The 17815-nt window shown below is 43.6% G+C and carries 17 protein-coding genes and 2 pseudogenes; 10 read left to right on the top strand and 9 right to left on the bottom strand.

Going from position 1 to position 17815, the window contains the following annotated elements:
• Nucleotides 1–67: 67 nt before the first annotated feature.
• Genes C7120_RS09585 through C7120_RS09560 form a run of 6 tightly spaced genes read right to left on the bottom strand, consistent with a single transcriptional unit; the run spans nt 68 to nt 4809 of the window.
• Complete coding sequence (locus C7120_RS09585; protein ID WP_107621482.1) at nt 68–571, bottom strand: GNAT family N-acetyltransferase; 504 nt, start codon at nt 569–571, stop codon at nt 68–70.
• Entirely contained in the window at nt 568–1734 is a 1167-nt protein-coding gene (locus C7120_RS09580) for a glycosyltransferase family 2 protein (RefSeq protein WP_107621481.1), read from the bottom strand. The genes C7120_RS09585 and C7120_RS09580 overlap by 4 nt, the downstream gene beginning before the upstream one ends.
• Nucleotides 1709–2140, bottom strand: a complete 432-nt coding sequence (locus C7120_RS09575; protein WP_107621480.1) for a hypothetical protein — start codon at nt 2138–2140, stop codon at nt 1709–1711. The genes C7120_RS09580 and C7120_RS09575 overlap by 26 nt, the downstream gene beginning before the upstream one ends.
• Before the next feature lie 21 nt (nt 2141–2161).
• On the bottom strand, nt 2162–2773 hold the full coding sequence (gene recR / locus C7120_RS09570) for a recombination mediator RecR (protein ID WP_107621479.1): 612 nt from the start codon (nt 2771–2773) through the stop codon (nt 2162–2164).
• Nucleotides 2774–2782: 9 nt separating this feature from the next.
• Nucleotides 2783–3274 carry a DUF3575 domain-containing protein gene (locus C7120_RS09565; RefSeq protein WP_107621478.1) on the bottom strand — a complete coding sequence of 164 codons (492 nt, stop codon included), beginning with the start codon at nt 3272–3274 and terminating at the stop codon, nt 2783–2785.
• 20 nt (nt 3275–3294) lie between these two features.
• Nucleotides 3295–4809: a carbon starvation protein A gene (locus C7120_RS09560; RefSeq protein WP_107621477.1), complete on the bottom strand. Its 1515-nt coding sequence runs from the start codon at nt 4807–4809 to the stop codon at nt 3295–3297.
• An 89-nt stretch (nt 4810–4898) separates the two neighbouring features.
• Here C7120_RS09560 and C7120_RS09555 point away from each other — a divergent pair, with 89 nt between their 5' ends.
• Nucleotides 4899–6542 (top strand): glycoside hydrolase family 10 protein, encoded by a 1644-nt coding sequence (locus C7120_RS09555; RefSeq protein WP_107621476.1) that lies wholly within the window; start codon nt 4899–4901, stop codon nt 6540–6542.
• 170 nt (nt 6543–6712) lie between these two features.
• Complete coding sequence (locus tag C7120_RS09550) at nt 6713–8407, top strand: putative transporter (RefSeq protein ID WP_107621475.1); 1695 nt, start codon at nt 6713–6715, stop codon at nt 8405–8407.
• Between the two features lie 25 nt (nt 8408–8432).
• Here C7120_RS09550 and C7120_RS09545 read toward each other — a convergent pair whose 3' ends face one another.
• The 3 genes from C7120_RS09545 to rfbC are packed head-to-tail and all read right to left on the bottom strand — an operon-like array spanning nt 8433 to nt 11105.
• On the bottom strand, nt 8433–9239 hold the full coding sequence (locus C7120_RS09545; protein WP_107621474.1) for a DUF4738 domain-containing protein: 807 nt from the start codon (nt 9237–9239) through the stop codon (nt 8433–8435).
• Nucleotides 9236–10555, bottom strand: a complete 1320-nt coding sequence (locus C7120_RS09540; RefSeq protein ID WP_107621473.1) for a UDP-glucose/GDP-mannose dehydrogenase family protein — start codon at nt 10553–10555, stop codon at nt 9236–9238. Before C7120_RS09540 ends, C7120_RS09545 begins: the two co-directional genes overlap by 4 nt.
• A 1-nt stretch (nt 10556) precedes the next feature.
• A complete protein-coding gene (gene rfbC / locus C7120_RS09535; RefSeq protein WP_107621472.1) occupies nt 10557–11105 on the bottom strand; it encodes a dTDP-4-dehydrorhamnose 3,5-epimerase in 549 nt (182 codons plus the stop codon).
• Between the two features lie 143 nt (nt 11106–11248).
• Between rfbC and C7120_RS09530 the strand changes: the two genes are divergently transcribed.
• From C7120_RS09530 to C7120_RS09495, 8 genes and pseudogenes are all read left to right on the top strand, one after another.
• The gene (locus C7120_RS09530) at nt 11249–12301 is read left to right on the top strand and encodes an SPOR domain-containing protein (protein ID WP_158267368.1); all 1053 of its coding nucleotides are present in this window, start codon (nt 11249–11251) and stop codon (nt 12299–12301) included.
• 1 nt (nt 12302) lies between these two features.
• Nucleotides 12303–12836, top strand: coding sequence for an FHA domain-containing protein (locus C7120_RS09525; RefSeq protein ID WP_107621471.1), 534 nt, complete (start codon nt 12303–12305; stop codon nt 12834–12836).
• 119 nt (nt 12837–12955) lie between these two features.
• The gene (gene hisH, locus C7120_RS09520; protein WP_107621470.1) at nt 12956–13564 is read left to right on the top strand and encodes an imidazole glycerol phosphate synthase subunit HisH; all 609 of its coding nucleotides are present in this window, start codon (nt 12956–12958) and stop codon (nt 13562–13564) included.
• Nucleotides 13561–14268 (top strand): annotated as a pseudogene (gene hisA, locus C7120_RS09515) (1-(5-phosphoribosyl)-5-[(5-phosphoribosylamino)methylideneamino]imidazole-4-carboxamide isomerase); the annotation flags it as partial. The gene hisH and the pseudogene hisA, both read left to right, overlap by 4 nt.
• Complete coding sequence (hisF, locus tag C7120_RS09510; protein ID WP_304590102.1) at nt 14266–15048, top strand: imidazole glycerol phosphate synthase subunit HisF; 783 nt, start codon at nt 14266–14268, stop codon at nt 15046–15048. The pseudogene hisA and the gene hisF, both read left to right, overlap by 3 nt.
• 40 nt (nt 15049–15088) lie before the next feature.
• Nucleotides 15089–15745, top strand: a pseudogene (gene hisIE / locus C7120_RS09505) (bifunctional phosphoribosyl-AMP cyclohydrolase/phosphoribosyl-ATP diphosphatase HisIE); the annotation flags it as partial.
• Nucleotides 15746–15758: 13 nt separating this feature from the next.
• Nucleotides 15759–16475, top strand: coding sequence for a cell division ATP-binding protein FtsE (locus C7120_RS09500; protein ID WP_107621468.1), 717 nt, complete (start codon nt 15759–15761; stop codon nt 16473–16475).
• A 20-nt stretch (nt 16476–16495) separates the two neighbouring features.
• Complete coding sequence (locus tag C7120_RS09495; RefSeq protein ID WP_107621467.1) at nt 16496–17812, top strand: aspartate kinase; 1317 nt, start codon at nt 16496–16498, stop codon at nt 17810–17812.
• The last annotated feature ends 3 nt before the right edge of the window (nt 17813–17815 follow it).

The raw sequence follows: 17815 nt of genomic DNA, 5'->3' as shown, positions 1-17815 counted from the left end.
CTTTTCTCAATTGCGTGTGCAAAGGTAAGGATATTTTTTTGTTCCTCCAAATGTTAGGTGTACTTTTTTATAAAAAAAAATGCATCATGAGGGCGTCGTGATACCGCTTGCCATCGAAAAGCCAATGCTTCAAAATGGTATCCCCCGTGAAATTCTGCTTTCGAAAAAGAGCCAATGCCTCTTCGTTCTCCATATCGACAACTGCGTAGATCTGATGAAGATGAAGAACCCGACGACTATACTCAATGGCTTCCCTGAGAGCAGCCGTAGCCAACCCCTGATGGCGATAGCGACTCTCGACGACGATTCCGACCTCTGCCCTTAGATGCTTGGGATTAAAGTCTACGAGGTCTAAAATCCCTACAGGATGGCCCTCGGCATCTTCTATCATCAAACGAACCTGTTTATCAGTATATATGTCATTCGACGCATGAGCAATATAATCATGCAGAGCATATCTGGAATAAGGTACATTGGTGTTGCCGACACGCCACAGGGCTCCGTCATTCTCTATCTTGTAGAGCATGTCAAGATCTTCCGGCTCAAGAGCCCTGAAGTTTACCTTCCTCATACAATTACCTCACTTTCCGTAATAATCACCTTTGTGCGCGGATTAAAAGTTCCCAGTCTTATATTCTCCCGAGACTGGGAAGACAGTTGATTGAAGATTTCCATATAGCTATAAGTCTCTGTATCATAGACCGTCAATATCGGTCTTTTAGATGAGCCGGCAAGAGCACACTCTTCTATTGAAAGGACCGACAGACCTCTTTCCCTCATGATTCTCATAAACTCTTTCCTGTTGCCCTCACTTCCCAAGAAAACATAAACGGGCTCCTGTCCCTTAAGGCTTCCCGGGAAAAAGCCTAAGCTTCTACGCACAGTCCCCGCTGCCATAGACAGCAAAGCCATAAAAGCCTTAAAATAAATGGCCACCTTGATGGGAATACTCAACCAGAAACTCAACGAAGCAAAATGCTTTCGGAAGAAAATGAGCATCGCTCCATAGAAGACATGCACATAGCGAAAAGAGGATTTGCGAGTGCTCAGCCCCTTGTAATGAAGGATTTTCAAAGGTAAGTACCAATTCTCCCAGCCCGCCTTATAAATGCGATATGACAAATCAATATCTTCGCCATACATGAAATAATCAGTATCAAGGAGTCCGACTTCATCCAATATCTTCCGACGAACGAGAAAGAATGCTCCGCTGATTACTTCTATCTCGGCTGGCTCATCCCATGAGAGATAGCTCATATAGTAATGGGCAAAGCGACGGCTTGCCGGAAAACGGGCACAAAGACCACTCATCTTATAAAAAGCTGCCATGGGTGTCGGGATTCCCCTTCTGCTCTCCATAGCATCCGTGCCGTCGGTCTTCATCATCCTCACGCCTACGGCACCTACCTCCCCATGGGTATCCAAGAATTGGAGCGCCTCACGAAGGGTATTCTCCGCAACGATCGTGTCGGGATTCAACAGTAAAACATAGTTACCCTTAGCAGCCTTTACCGCCATATTGTTGGCACGGGCAAAGCCGGAATTATGCTGTAAGGCGATCATGTGAGTATCCGGAAAGCGTCTTTGGAGGTATTCCACCGACCCGTCACGCGAATGATTGTCTACCACAAAGACTTCTGCCTCTATGCCCTCAAGCGCTTTCTTCAGAGAATCAAGACATTGCTCGAGATAATACTTGACATTATAACTAACTATTACGACCGTCAGTTTCATCCAGACAACGCTCTAAGGAGGGATAGATAAAGCATAGGCTCAACAACAGGATCATGGCGAGGTAGGCAAAGGCCACATGCATAAAGAGATAATATAATAAGGTGTTGACCACCATGGGAATGCAAAGCAAGGCTAACCTGTATGTGCCCCATTTCTGAAGATAATGCTCCTTCTTTTCAGAACAAAGCTGATTATGAATCTTATTAAACCGAAACAGATATAGTGCGAGCGGAATAAAACAGATTGTAGTCAATTCCATAACAGAGACCATTACAAACTCAGAACTTTTATCTTCACTCAACAGTCCTGTTTCCAGAATATCCATTTCAAAGAGCGCCACCAAAAGAAGAGAAACAACTATTGGCATCCAGAACTCAAGCTGCAGTATTTTTTGTACTTTCTTCATCCGACATAATACTTAAGACAATTATTTACCAAACGGGGTTCTGTTAAGAATCGAGCGACCCAAAGTTACTTCGTCCGTATACTCCAATTCATCGCCTACTGATATTCCACGGGCAATTACACTTAGCTTTACGCCTGTATGTGCCAATTTCCGCGAAATATAGAAATTGGTCGTATCACCTTCCATCGTGGAGCTCAGTGCAAGAATGACCTCATCAATTGTCCCCTCTTCCACTCTATCAACCAACGAGTCCAGCTCAATGTCATTAGGGCCAATACCATCCATGGGAGAAATAATTCCTCCCAATACATGATAAAGACCTTGATATTGCTGGGTATTCTCCACGGCCATCACATCTTGAATGTTCTCCACAACACAAACCGTATGTACATCCCGATGTACATCAGAACAAATCGGACAAATCTCGGTATCACTTATATTGTGGCAGATCCGGCAATACTTTACCTCCCTTCGCATTCGCTCTATCGACTGAGCAAACTCAGAGACATCTTCATTACCTTGACGAAGCAAATGAAGAACAAGGCGCAAAGCTGTTTTGCGCCCTATTCCCGGTAACTTGGAGAATTCCTGAACAGCTTTCTCCAAGAGTTGAGATGGATATTGCTGGTCCACTTTAAATGCTCAATCGTCGAAGAGATAAATACCCAAACCGATCTTCAGTCCGACTGTAGAGTAGTTACTGTCGTTAAAAGAGTGATCATAGTAGATTGCGGGCTCAATGGTTACTGAACGATTGATAAAAAATGCATAGCCAACCTCAATACCCGGCATTACATCATTATAATCATGATTGGCATGGATATACTTTCCATTAACACCTAGAAACAAACCGTTTTGAATGATGTAATAGCGAAGGCCTGCACCGATTGTGATATGGTCAGCAACAGCCTCTGAGCCATTATGATTCAAGGATGCCTCACCTAATAACATCCAGTTGTCTCGAAACAAATATCCAGCCTTAGCCTCAACACCCAGGTTGAAGCCATCAGCGCTATTATAATGTAGATTCAGCCCTGTGAGCGATGCCCCCAGATAACCTTTCCCTTCTTGGAACTGTGCACTTGCCGTGATTGTCATCACCAGCAATACAAACATTATTACAATTTTCTTCATAAAAACCAGATTAATGAATATTATTTATTAATTTTCCTATACCACATAAAAAACCACACGCTCGCCATAAGCAGACAGATGATGCCACATACATACGCCAAAGTATGATCGAGAGCGAATGCCTGTTTGGAAATAAACAGATAGGTACTTACCACGGTGGTCATAAAGAGTGCTGGAATCAGTGATACCCAGAAATTCTTCTTGCTTATAACAAGAAATACCGTGATGGTCCACAGAGTGAATACCGCCAGTGTCTGATTTGCCCATCCAAACCACTGCCAAATGATATTGAAACCATCCGGGCTCTCCATTTGCCAGACAAGCAATCCGATTGCAGCCATAAACATTGGAAAAGCAATATAGCAGCGCTTGGCAATAGGCTTCTGATCCAGATGAAGAGCTTCTGCTATAATCAGGCGAGCACTTCGGAATGCCGTATCCCCACTGGTAATAGGAGCTGCAACAACACCGAAAACTGCCAAAATGCCACCAAAGATTCCAAGCCACCCCGTACATACCTTTTCCACGACATTCGGTGCCGAAAAATATTGGACTAAAGACCTCCCATCAGGAGCATTTACTTGTGCAAGAAAATCATTCACTGCATTGGCATCAAGAACATCTCTCCAGCCTCCATTATAGAAGAAATAAGCCGATACCGTAGCCCATATCAACGCCACAAGTCCTTCTGTTATCATCGCTCCATAGAATATAGGGCGCCCCATCTTCTCACTCTTTATGCAGCGAGCCATTAAAGGGCTTTGGGTGGCATGAAATCCACTGATAGCCCCACAGGCAACGGTGATGAACAAACATGGGAAAAGAGGATTCTTCACAAAGAAGCTCTCCGTCCCCAATACAGCTGCAGGAGTATTATGATTTGCCGCTTCCAAACTTCCCCACAATTCGGGCAGATCTGGCATCTTTACAAATAGCACTACCATCAATGCGACCGCCATAAACAGCAAGGCAAAGGCAAAGACAGGATAGAACTTCCCGATAAGCTTATCTATCGGCAACATCGTTGCAAAGACATAATAGGCAAAGATAATGAGTACCCATATAAGCGTATCAAAACAAAAGTCCTTTAGGATAAGAGCCGGACTGTATACAAAGACAACTCCTACCATGATAAGCAGGAATACTGAGAAAAACAGCAGCACCTTCTTGGCTGTTGTCCCCAGATAGTCGCCTACAAGTTCCGGAAGGTTGGCCCCACCGTGACGGACACTTAACATTCCAGAGAAGAAATCATGGACGGCACCAGCAAAAATACATCCCAAAACAATCCAGAAGTATGCTGCCGGCCCATACCAAGCACCCATAATGGCACCAAAGATAGGTCCCGTACCTGCAATATTCAAAAACTGGATCATGAAGACTTTCCAATTAGGCATTACGATATAATCCACACCATCTGCCATCGTAACGGCTGGTGTCTGACGGTCATCGGGAACAAAAATCCGTTCAATGAACTTACCATATATGAGGTAACCAAGAACCAATGCTACCAAAGCAACAGAAAATGAAATCATTTGCGGAAAGCCTTTATTTCTTCCATGCAAAGATACGGCAAATTATTGGAAATACAAAAAATATAAGTACCTTTGTAGAAAATTTAGAAATGAGACGGACTTTTTTTCTCCTTTTATATATATCGATAGCCACCGGCATTCATGCCCAATACTTTAATTACGGTTTTCGGAAGCCCAAATATGAGGCAAGGGCCGTGTGGCTTACAACAATCGGAGGCATTGACTGGCCACACTCCTATGCACAAAACGAGTATTCCATAAGAAAGCAGAAGCTGGAATTGACCAAAATTCTCGACCAACTTCAGAAGGCGGGCATCAACCAAGTATTACTGCAGACTCGAATAAGAGCCACTACTATTTACCCTTCCCACTATGAGCCTTGGGACGGCTGTCTGAGCGGAAATCCGGGAAAAAGCCCTGGGTACGATCCTCTTGCATATGCCATTGAAGAAACTCATAAGCGAGGAATGGAACTTCATGCCTGGATAGTTACAATACCTGTAGGGAAATGGAACACATTGGGATGTGCGCAGTTGCGGAAAAGGTATCCAAGCATGATAAGAAAAATAGGCCATGATGGATTCATGAATCCAGAAAAGGCACAGGCAGCTACCTATTTAGCCGACCTCTGTGAAGAAATTGTCTGCAATTACGATATCGACGGAATTCATCTTGACTATATTCGATATCCTGAAACTTGGAACATCAAGGTTTCGAAAACCGAGGGGCGACGCTATATCACAAATATTGTCAAGGCTATCCATGACCGCATCAAGCCGATAAAGCCTTATTTAAAACTTAGCTGCTCACCTATCGGCAAATCAGATGACCTCAGCCGCTACTGGAGTCATGGCTGGAATGCCTACAACCGCGTGTGCCAAGACGCACAAAGCTGGCTAAGGGACGGACTCATGGACGAGCTCTTTCCTATGATGTATTTTCAAGGACAGCAATTCTTTCCTTTTGCCATCGACTGGAGCGAAAACACTTTCGGAAAAATCGTGGCACCAGGATTAGGCATCTATTTCCTCTCCGCAACAGAAAAGAACTGGTCTTTGGATATCATTACCCGCGAGATGGAAGTGCTCCGCCAATATAACCTGGGGCATGCCTTTTTTCGCAGTAAATTCTTTACCGATAATGTAAAAGGCATTTACGATTTTGCAGCAAAGCGGTTTGACAACAACCTTGCGCTCGTTCCTCCAATGAGTTGGCAAAACAATGTACGGCCGAAGTCTCCCCTCGCACTTGAAATCAAGAACCATAAACTCATTTGGAGAGGCCGGGACGGTGAAATGTTTAATATCTATAGTAGCAGAACTTATCCCGTAAATATCAATGATGCTAATAACCTCATAAAGATAAGAACCAAAGATACTTATCTCACAATTCCTGTTAAAGATGAGCCACGCTATTATGCCGTTACCGTGATTGACAGATATGGCAACGAAAGCATCCCGTTGCAGATGGACCTGCCTACTGAATCCATAAAGGCCATCCGTTCCCCAATGCTTTTCTGCAATGGTCTTCAACTCAAACTGCCCGTCCGGGATTCCCAAAACGATGCCGATATTCTCATTATTGAAGACCTTAAAGGCAAGAATATCAGCAGTCATCTATGGAACAAAGAATTTCTGGAAGTCGGAAGTTTACAAGACGGAATGTATCAGTTGAGAAGTCTCAACAATAAAGGTATCACACGCCGTCTGGGCTTTTTTAGGATCAGAAGATAAAGTGTAGGCTCTTAAAAAGTTGCCTTCTGAGGCCAAAAAGACTATCTTTTACCAACTAGTCAGCTTTTCAAAGACAAAAAGTTATTTCTCCTCAATTAAAATCTATAAAGAAAGGGGCTTATCCGAAAAATAATTCCTATCTTTGCATCCGGAAAAATTAGAAGATATCTATGGATTGGTTAATTAATCTATTCACAAATCAAGATTCTGTTGCGCACATAGCCTTACTCTATTCCATAGTAATCGCGATTGGCGTACTATTAGGGAAAATTAAATTCGGCGGCATCGCCCTTGGTGTAACCTTCGTACTATTCACGGGTATTCTGGCAGGCCATATAGGTTTTACAGCTCCCACCGCAACTCTCACATTCGTACAAGACTTTGGCTTGATCCTATTCGTTTTCATGATCGGTCTTCAAGTTGGTCCAGGATTCTTTGAGAGCTTCCGCAAAGGGGGCGTAACCCTCAACATGCTTGCAACTGGGACGATTCTGCTGAATGTTGTGGTCATGTTCGCCTGCTACTATCTTTTCTTCGATACCAGTAACGCTAACAATCTCCCTATGATGGTAGGCACTTTATTTGGTGCAGTTACCAACACCCCTGGACTTGGCGCCGCAAACGAAGCCCTAAGCTCCATATTTACAGAAAGCAACATTCCCCAAATTGCAAGTGGATATGCCTGCGCCTATCCCTTGGGTGTACTTGGAATTATCGGAGCAACCATCCTTATACGCTACATTTGCAAGGTTAAATTAGAGAAAGAAGAATCAGAGTTACAGGCACAAGAAAACGAAAACCCTCACGAAAAACCATATCAGATGCGCCTGAAAGTGGAAAACTCATATCTGAATGGCAAGAACCTGCGTCAGGTTTCAGAATTTTTGAATCGCGACTTTGTTTGCTCCCGTATGCTTCATAACGGCGAGATTTCCATCCCAAACCGCGATACCATATTTAATATAGGAGACGAACTGCTCATCATCTGTGCAGAATCCGATGCAGAAGCCGTAAGGGCTTTTATCGGTCCCAGCATCCAAGAGGAGTTTCCGGAAGATGACGAGAAACAGCCACTGGTTGCCCGTAGGATCGTAGTAACCAATCCTGCCATGAACGGAAAGTCGCTTGGAAAGATGCATTTCTCAAGCGTATATGGCGTGAATGTAACCCGCATCAGCCGTCAGGGGATGGATCTCTTTGCGTCTCGATCCCACCACTTCCATGTAGGCGACAAAATCATGGTTGTGGGTCCTGAAGATAATGTAAACCGAATTGCTGACATCATGGGAAATTCTGTCAGACGCCTGGACGCTCCCAACATAGCAACTATCTTTATTGGTATTATTGTCGGAATTCTATTCGGCAGTATCCCATTGGTCATTCCTGGCATGCCAGTTCCCCTAAAGCTTGGCATAGCAGGAGGTCCGCTGATTATCGCAATCCTGATAGGCCGCTTCGGTTACCGCATGCACCTCGTAACATACACAACCACCTCCGCAAACATGATGCTCAGAGAAATCGGATTAGTACTGTTTCTTGCATCCGTAGGAATAAAGGCTGGTGCAGGTTTCTGGGAGACTGTAGTGCAAGGCGACGGTTTAAAATATGTTTATACAGGTTTCTTGATAACCATTATACCTATTTTAATTATAGGCACATTGGCAAGACTGCGATATAAATTTAATTATTTCACTATCATGGGTATGATTGCCGGTACTTATACAGACCCTCCTGCACTGGCATACGCAAACTCCATTTGTTCAAAAGAGGCTCCTGCTGTTGGGTATTCCACGGTTTACCCACTAAGCATGTTCTTGAGAATTCTGACCGCCCAATTGATCGTATTATTCTGTTGCGGTATTTAATAATATAAATTGAAAATGCAGGTTGCTATTTAACCTGCATTTTCAATTTACCATTCTCTGTTACACAGACATCTACCTGATAAGAACTTGGTTCATCAGGAGTAGCAATAGAAGCCGTATAATGGATGCCTTCCGCGTCGATCTTGGAAAACAACAAATCACTTAGGATACTCACTTTCAAAAATTGCGCCGATATCTCGTTCGCAAAGTCTTGCTTTCTGAAATCTTTGGAAAAGAGCCTCTGAGCCCCTTTATAAATACTCAAATGAACGATATTATCATAATACGCATTCCCCACTTCCATTCCATCGTCATTGTAGGAAGGCTTAATTACTTTGTAGGTCGTTGGATTCACCTGTACATAGCAATGATATTTCCCATTACTGCCCATGATAACCGTATCACGCTTTATCGTGCGATTCTGATTTAAAACAGCCGGACGATGGCTTTGTATTTCTTCAAAAAGAGCCAAGTCATTAGGATCTTCCGATTTCACAAGCCGCACTTGGTCGCCATTCTGATTAGCAAAAACAAACAGGTGAGGTGCCTGCTTTACAATAGTATACTTTACATCGCTGACTCCATGAAGTATTAAAGTATCATGGAATATCTGAAAATATGCAGGTAGACTAACCGAATCGGCATAGTAGACCGTATCGCCCTTTACTCGAAAGGCAACATTCTCCTCACCTTCATTCATCCAGACACCTTGAAACATCTCTTTGGCAACCCTGTCTTCTTTCTGAAAGACTTGCTGGCTACTTTTCCTTTTACAGCCAGAAAAAAAGAATATACTGAGAATCAGACCTACTAGAACAAAACTTTTCCTCATCTTCCAATGCAATGATATATGAAGCCTGCAGCCTCTAATTCCTGCGGATCAAAGATATTGCGACCATCGATGATAACTTTCCGCTTCATGGCCTTACCAACAACTTCCCAACTTGGGAGACGGAATTCTTTCCATTCAGTAAGCAGAAGCAATGCGTCAGCACCTAAAACGGCATCATACATATCCTTACAGTAAATAATGCCATCATCACCCAACCTCCGTTTACACTCTACCATAGCAGCCGGGTCATAAGCACGAATAGTGCTACCAGCCTTGAGCAGAAGATCGATCATGACGAGAGCCGTTGACTCACGCATGTCATCCGTCTCTGGCTTAAAAGACAATCCCCATAGAGCAATGGTTTTTCCCGTGAGGGATTCATCACCATAGACTTGCTTCAACTTCGTAAAAAGAATCCCCTTCTGTCGGGCATTTACGCGCTCAACGGCTTTTAAGACTTCCATGGAATAGCCATTGTCATCTGCGGTCTTGATGATTGCTTTTACATCCTTTGGGAAACAACTTCCCCCATAACCGCAACCTGCATAAAGGAATTTCCTGCCAATACGGGTATCACTCCCAATACCTTGACGCACCATGTTAACATCAGCCCCTACCTTCTCACAAAGATTCGCAATATCATTCATGAATGAGATACGGGTAGCAAGCATGGAGTTTGCCGCATATTTTGTCATCTCTGCACTTGGTATATCCATAAAAATGACACGGAAATTATTGACAAGGAAAGGTTTGTAAAGGCGAGTAAGAATCTCCTGTGCACGACTACTCTCAACCCCGACAACAACGCGGTCTGGACTCATGAAGTCTTTTATTGCATTACCTTCCTTTAGAAATTCCGGATTACTGGCAACATCAAACTGTATATCGACTCTTCGCTTATTGAGCTCTTCCTGAATTGTTGCACGAACTTTGCGAGCCGTCCCGACGGGAACCGTACTCTTTGTTACGACAACCATATATCTATTCAAATTCTCTCCTATTGTCCGCGCTACTTGAAGAACATACTGCAAGTCGGCACTTCCATCCTCATCAGGAGGAGTTCCCACTGCAGAGAAAACAATTTGCTGATCGTTTAGAATAGAAGCTAAATCGGTAGTAAACTTCAGTCTGCCCGCTTTAACATTCTTCTTAACAAGCTCATCAAGACCCGGTTCATAAATTGGGATATCGCCTCGGAGAAGATGTTGGATCTTCTTCTCATCAACATCGACACAAGTAACACAAGCACCCGTATCAGCAAAACATGCTCCTGATACAAGGCCTACATATCCAGTTCCAACAATCGCTATATTCATTTTATTCGAATAAATCTGTTTCTGCTAATGCTTTTGCCTGTAAATCCTTTTCACTGATGACCACTTCTTTGGAGTCTATAGGCCATTTTAAAGCCAACGATTCGTCATCCCAGCGAATACTTGCCTCATATTGCGGGGCATAGATATTATCCACTTTATATGTAAAGACTGCTTCTTCTGACAAAACAAGGAACCCATGTGCAAAACCTCGGGGAATAAAAAACTGACGCTTGTTTTTTTCGCTTAACTCCACCATGACATGCTTACCGAAAGTAGGAGAACTTTTGCGAAGATCCACGGCGACATCAAGTACTTTACCTCTGATGACTCTCACAAGCTTAGCCTGTGAGTATTTTCCTTTCTGATAATGAAGCCCGCGAAGCACTCCATAACTTGACCGAGACTCGTTTTCCTGTATAAAATCTACCTTGCCTACATACGCCTCAAATTCTTCCTTTTTCCATGCCTCAAAGAAATAGCCTCTTGCATCATTGAATACCTTTGGCTCTATGATATAAACACCCTCTATCTCCGTTTTTATATAGTTCATTTTATTTTAAACTTTGATATATTTAGCTACAAAGATAGAAAATAAAAATGAGGACAAAGCAGTTTAGAGAGATTATTTTCCTTTTTTCTTTTTTTTAAAAGATTTACTTGTCTGATTCAACAAAAAGTGTTATTTTTGCACTTGTGATTGAACTGGAAAGACATATAGAGATACTACTCCTAAGCAATGATTGTGTAATCGTCCCTGATTTTGGAGGATTCATGACCCATCATGTAGATGCCTGCTATGATGAAAAAGAAAATATTTTCTTTCCGCCACAAAGGACTCTCGGATTCAATCAACAATTGACCCTGAACGATTCCCTTCTCGTCCAATCTTATATCGAAGCCTATGACATCAGCTATCCAGAAGCATTAAGACGAATTGAAGACGAGGTTTGGGAACTCAAACAGCATCTTGAACACAAGGCTGAATATGAATTCAACGACCTCGGGACCATTCGGTTGAACGACGAAGGCAAATATGAATTCACGCCTTGCGAAGCTGGCATTCTGACTCCTGGGCTCTATGGCCTTAACTCCTTTGAGATGGAAAGACTGCTGACGGGCTTTGCACCAACTATAAATGTCGAGACCAAGCCTATTATTATAGAAGCAGAAAAAGAAACCGAAGAGCTTGTAAAGACTGAAATACATCAGAAATTCAGTTCTAATATCTTTCTGGATAATGAAGATGAAGAACCTTATACCATTCGCCCTGGTGTTGTTCGCAATCTCCTCGCAGCGTGTATTGCGGCGTTGGCATTCTTGCTATTCCCTGCAAATATCGGCAATGGAGATTCCCGCTCTATACTGATAAGCAAGATAGATACGGGAATGCTCACTCGCATTATCTCTTTCGAAGCAACGCAAAGGCCTCCTATCATAGAGAAAATTGCCGTCAAAGAAAACATTGCCAAAAACAACACTTTCACCTCACAAGACTCTATAGAGCCGACTCGAGTCCCATTCTACACCATCGTTCTTTGCAGTCAAGTATCTCTAAAGAACGCAACAAACTATAAAAATACACTTCATAAAAGCGGTTATACAGAGGCTGAAGTCCTACAGAAAGGCAAAAGCACAAAAGTAATTTACGGCAAATACGAGACCGAGAACCAAGCATATAATATTCTAAATAAACTTCGCAACCACCCAGAATTCAAGGATTGTTGGGTGATGAGAGTAAAAGGATAACATGAAGCGAGTCAGGTGTCCCAAATGTGATAATTATATCACTTTCGACGAAACCCAATACCAAGCCGGGCAGTCTCTTGTCTTTGAATGCCCTCAATGCCATAAACAATTTGGCATTCGAATGGGCGTTTCCAAACTTCACAACACACAAAAGGAATACGATCCGGAACATACTGCAGAAGACAAAGGTTACGGTTCTATTGTCGTCATCGAGAATGTCTTCCACTACAAGCAAATCCTCCCTTTGCAATTAGGTGATAACATTATAGGAAGATACATGAAAGGATCCGACATCAACTGCCCTATTGAAACCGTAGATCCAAGTATCGACATGAATCATTGCTGCATCAATATATCATATGACAAGAAAAACAATCTGAAATATATTCTCACAGATGGCCCCTCGAATACAGGCACCTTTGTAGACAATGAAATTTTAGGAAATCGAGAGCGACGGGTCATTGAAGATGGAAGCCTTTTCACGATTGGGGCAACTAGCATTATTCTCAAAACCAAAGGCAACATGGAAAAGTAAATTCCGCCTTTGTTGGCAATTTCCAATTATTTCCGTGTTTTCAATAAATTGTTTTTCTTAACAGCGGTGATTCTGAGAGAAAATCCGTATCTTTGCATTTGTTCATAAACAAATGAGAATTGAAAGTTGCCATCGTAAAATATAATGCAGGAAATATATACTCTGTAGAAAACGCTCTTCGCAGAGCCGGAGTTAATCCCATCCTTACCGACAAGGCCGAAGAGCTTATGTCCGCTGACAAAGTACTTTTCCCAGGACAAGGCGAGGCAAGTACTACCATGGCCTACATACACGAACATCGACTGGATGAGATCATCCGAAATCTCAGACAACCAGTCCTGGGTATCTGTATTGGACAACAACTCCTCTGTAAGCATTCGGAGGAGGGTGATACTGAAGGCATCGGAATTTTCCCCGTAAGCGTAAAACGCTTCCTGTCTCAACGACACGAAGATAAGGTACCGGCCATGGGATGGAATCGCTTGAATATAAAAGAAGAGAACAACAAAGCTGGCAAAGGCCTCCTGATGAATCTCGGCAACAATCCTTATGCCTATTTTGTACATAGTTTTTATGTGCCTATTTGCGAGTGGACAATTGCCGAAGCCAATTACATTCTGCCTTATAGTGCGGCACTCCATAAGGAAAACTTCTACTCTACCCAGTTCCATCCGGAGAAAAGTGGAAAAGTCGGAGAGCAGATTCTCAAAAATTTCTTGGATTTATGATAGAACTCATTCCCGCTATAGATATCATTAATGGCCAATGCGTCCGACTCACAATGGGCGACTATAGCCAGAAGAAGGTTTACGACAGCAACCCTACCGAAGTTGCACGGCGTTTTGAGAAGATGGGCTTTCGGCGTTTGCATGTAGTCGACCTCGACGGGGCCAAGTCAAAGCATATTGTCAACGATGCCGTCTTGCATTCTATCTCTGAGAACACAAACCTGGTTATAGATTTCGGCGGTGGCATCAAGACGGAGGAAGATGTAGAGAAAGCTTTTGCCGCAGGCGCCTCTATGGTTGCAGTTGGTAGCATTGCCGTTACAAATCCAGAACTGTTCCATATCTGGCTGGATAAATACGGAGCCCATCGGTTAATCCTTGGAGCCGATGTCAGGAACGGAAGAATTGCGATCAATGGCTGGAGAGACGATTCCCAAGAAGAACTACTACCCTTTCTCCGGCAATATGTTGACCGAGGAGTCAGACATGTACTATGCACCGAAATCAACAGGGATGGTGCCTTGCAAGGTCCAGACATTGAGCTATATCGCCAGATTATGCAGGAATATCCCCATCTACATCTTATCGCAAGTGGTGGCGTGTCATGCAATGAAGATTTCCATAGGCTTGAGAGGGCCGGAATCCTGGCCGTCGTATTTGGCAAGGCCTTCTACGAGGGCCGGATTGATGCTGGGAAATTACTGGCATCTCATCCTCAAAAAGACCCGGGATTGGCAAAGAGAATCATTCCTTGTCTGGATGTAAAGGATGGTATGACTGTGAAAGGCACCAACTTTATCAATCTCCGCCAGGCTGGTGATCCCGTCGAGTTGGGGCAAGCCTATAGCAATGCCGGAGCCGACGAACTTGTATTTTTAGACATCACGGCCAGCATTGAGGGGCGCAAGACTTTTACCGATATGGTAACCCGGGTAGCTCGCAAGATAAATATACCATTTACAGTCGGTGGCGGTATCAACGAGCTTGAAGATGTTGAGCGCTTACTCTATGCCGGAGCTGACAAGGTGAGTGTAAACTCCGCAGCAATCCACAATCCTCGTCTCATTGATGAAATCACGGGAAAATTCGGTTCACAAGTCTGCGTTTGTGCCATTGATGCCCGCCTTGATGACACTGGCTGGCATTGTTATATGAAGGGGGGAAGAGAGAAAACCAAGCTCAGTCTCTTCGAATGGGCCAAAGAAGCTCAAGACCGTGGTGCGGGAGAGATTCTTTTTACAAGCATGAATCATGATGGAGTGAAAGCCGGATTTGCCTATGACGCATTAGCCCAGCTATCCGACGAGTTGTCAATACCAGTAATTGCAAGTGGCGGAGCTGGTAAAATGGAAGACTTCCACGATGCTTTCACACTTGGAAAAGCCGATGCGGCACTGGCTGCAAGCGTCTTCCATTTCGGAAAAATCAAAATACCGGAATTAAAGAAATTCCTTCGTAACAAGGGCATCAATGTAAGACTCTGAACAAAAGACAACCTTTTTATAAAAAACGAAAAAAGATAAACATATGAACATAAACTTCAATAAGATGGACGGCTTGGTGCCAGCAATCATACAGGATGCGACGACCAGAAATGTCCTTATGCTCGGCTTCATGAACGAAGAAGCTTATGAGAAAACTCTTAGGACCGGCAAGGTTACTTTCTGGAGCCGTTCCCGCAACTGCCTGTGGACGAAAGGAGAAACTTCCGGACATTTTCTGAGTCTTGTTGAGATTAAGAACGACTGCGACGAAGACACCTTGCTCGTAAAAGTTCATCCTACAGGGCCTACATGCCACAAAGGTGCTGATACTTGCTGGGGTGAAGACAATGAACAGAATCCGCTGCTCTTTCTTGCCGAACTTCAAGACTTCATCGAGAAACGCCACGAAGAAATGCCAGAAGGAAGTTATACCACCAGTCTATTCAAGAAAGGTATGAACCGAATGGCACAGAAAGTGGGCGAAGAGGCATTAGAGACGGTCATCGAGGCTACGAACGGGAGTAACGATAAACTTATCTATGAGGCTGCCGACATGATGTATCACCTCATAGTCCTGCTTACCAGCAAAAATCTCCGTATTGAGGACCTTGCGACGGAATTGCAAAAGCGGCATAACCCAAACTGGGACAAAAAACGCCGTGAAGAAAAGACTAAGAACAGCAAAGAATCAGAATGAAAATAAGTAAAGCATGTTAATCGATTATCAAAAAGTAAATATTTATCAACAAGACACCCTTGTTCTACAGAATGTAAACTTCCATGCGGACGAAGGAGAGTTTATTTATCTCATCGGAAAAGTCGGTTCGGGGAAAAGTTCTTTATTGAAAACCTTCTATTGCGAACTGGACATCGACATGGAAGAAAGCGGAAAGGCTGAAGTACTGGGCAGGAATATCAACATCATCCGCCGCAAGGAGGTACCCGCACTAAGGAAAGAGATAGGTATCATCTTCCAAGACTTCCAACTGCTTCACGACCGCAATGTATACCGCAATTTCTCATTCGTGCTTGAAGCAACGGGATGGAAGAATCGTGATGAGATCAATCAGCGCATCGAAGATGTGCTCACTTCTGTCGGCATGATTGACCATAAAGACAAAATGCCTCATGAGCTTTCCGGAGGTGAACAACAACGAATTGCCATCGCACGAGCCCTCCTCAACCACCCGAAGATGATCATTGCGGACGAACCCACAGGAAACCTTGATCCTGAAACGGCGAGCAACATCGTTAAACTGCTTAAAGATATCACCCGCCAAGGCACTGCCGTGCTCATGTCGACACATAACATACCGATGCTTGACATGTATCCTGGCATCGTATACCGCTGTAAAGACTGTATCATTACAGATGTAACTAATGAGTATAACAAAATGGACTTGACAGAAGATGGTGAGGAAGAATAAAAACTAAAAGAGCATAGACTATGAAAGTAATGAAATTCGGCGGTACTTCAGTAGGCTCACCCGAGCGCATGAAGGGGGTTGCCACCTTAGTTACCAAATCTGGAGAACCTACATTCGTCGTTCTTTCCGCAATGAGTGGAACGACCAATTCACTTATAGAAATCAGCAACTACCTGTACAAAAAAAATCCAGGGAGCGCAAATGAGGTAATCAATCATCTTGAGCGGAAATACATGCAGCATATCGAAGAGCTGTATGCCACCGATGAATACAAAAACAAGACGCGCGACTTCCTCCATGGAGAGTTTGACTACTTGCGTTCCTTCACAAAAGATTTATTCACCTCTTTCGAAGAAAAATCCATCGTTGCCCAAGGCGAGATCATAAGTACGAACATGGTCGTCAACTATTTGCAGGAGTCCGGCGTAAAGGCAATTCTCCTGAATGCACTCGACTTTATGCGCACCGATAAGAATGCCGAGCCTGATTCCCGGTATATCAAAGAGAAACTGGGAATCGTCATGGAAGCTAATCCCGCTTATCAAGTTTACATCACCCAAGGTTTCATCTGTCGCAATGCATATGGTGAAGTCGATAACCTTCTGCGTGGCGGGTCTGACTATACTGCATCTTTAATAGGAGCCGCATTACCTGCCGAAGAGATTCAGATCTGGACAGATATAGATGGCATGCACAACAATGACCCCCGAATCGTGGACAATACGGAAGCCATTCCACAGCTAAATTTCGAAGAGGCCGCAGAGTTGGCGTATTTTGGAGCAAAGATTCTCCATCCCACTTGTATCCAGCCCGCTAAGTATGCGGGTATTCCCGTCCGTCTAAAGAGCACTATGGACCCTGACGCACCCGGCACCATTATCGACAATGTCATCACGCGCGGCAAGATTAAGGCGGTTGCCGCAAAAGATAATATTACAGCTATTAAGATCAAGTCGTCAAGAATGCTTCTTGCAACAGGTTTTTTACGAAAGGTCTTTGAAATTTTCGAGAGTTATCAGACACCTATAGACATGATTGCAACCAGTGAGGTCGGCGTTTCTATGAGTATCGATAATTCTACCCATCTGACAGAGATTGTAGACGAATTGAAGAAGTATGGCACCGTAACCGTCGATACAGACATGTGTATCGTATGTGTAGTCGGCGACCTCGACTGGAGCAATCTTGGTTTCGAAACATTGGCAACTGACGCGATGAAGAATATCCCGGTTCGCATGATTTCTTATGGAGGAAGTAATTATAACATCTCTTTCCTCATCAAGACTGCTGACAAAAAGCGAACCCTCCAGAACCTTAGTCATGTACTTTTCAAATAAAGA

This window comes from Prevotella sp. oral taxon 376, from assembly GCF_003043945.1.
In the GTDB taxonomy this organism is placed as follows: Bacteria; Bacteroidota; Bacteroidia; order Bacteroidales; family Bacteroidaceae; genus Prevotella.
Note: the sequence above shows the minus strand (reverse complement) of the source record. Positions and strands in the feature narration are given on the sequence as shown.

Bases quoted from the DNA above. Each gene is read 5' to 3' on its own strand.
- C7120_RS09585 (WP_107621482.1), bottom strand. From the start codon at position 571: ATGAGGAAGGTAAACTTCAGGGCTCTTGAGCCGGAAGATCTTGACATG.
- C7120_RS09580 (WP_107621481.1), bottom strand. From the start codon at position 1,734: ATGAAACTGACGGTCGTAATAGTTAGTTATAATGTCAAGTATTATCTC.
- C7120_RS09575 (WP_107621480.1), bottom strand. From the start codon at position 2,140: ATGAAGAAAGTACAAAAAATACTGCAGCTTGAGTTCTGGATGCCAATA.
- C7120_RS09565 (WP_107621478.1), bottom strand. From the start codon at position 3,274: ATGAAGAAAATTGTAATAATGTTTGTATTGCTGGTGATGACAATCACG.
- C7120_RS09560 (WP_107621477.1), bottom strand. From the start codon at position 4,809: ATGATTTCATTTTCTGTTGCTTTGGTAGCATTGGTTCTTGGTTACCTC.
- C7120_RS09555 (WP_107621476.1), top strand. From the start codon at position 4,899: ATGAGACGGACTTTTTTTCTCCTTTTATATATATCGATAGCCACCGGC.
- C7120_RS09550 (WP_107621475.1), top strand. From the start codon at position 6,713: ATGGATTGGTTAATTAATCTATTCACAAATCAAGATTCTGTTGCGCAC.
- C7120_RS09545 (WP_107621474.1), bottom strand. From the start codon at position 9,239: ATGAGGAAAAGTTTTGTTCTAGTAGGTCTGATTCTCAGTATATTCTTT.
- C7120_RS09540 (WP_107621473.1), bottom strand. From the start codon at position 10,555: ATGAATATAGCGATTGTTGGAACTGGATATGTAGGCCTTGTATCAGGA.
- rfbC (WP_107621472.1), bottom strand. From the start codon at position 11,105: ATGAACTATATAAAAACGGAGATAGAGGGTGTTTATATCATAGAGCCA.
- C7120_RS09525 (WP_107621471.1), top strand. From the start codon at position 12,303: ATGAAGCGAGTCAGGTGTCCCAAATGTGATAATTATATCACTTTCGAC.
- C7120_RS09500 (WP_107621468.1), top strand. From the start codon at position 15,759: ATGTTAATCGATTATCAAAAAGTAAATATTTATCAACAAGACACCCTT.
- C7120_RS09495 (WP_107621467.1), top strand. From the start codon at position 16,496: ATGAAAGTAATGAAATTCGGCGGTACTTCAGTAGGCTCACCCGAGCGC.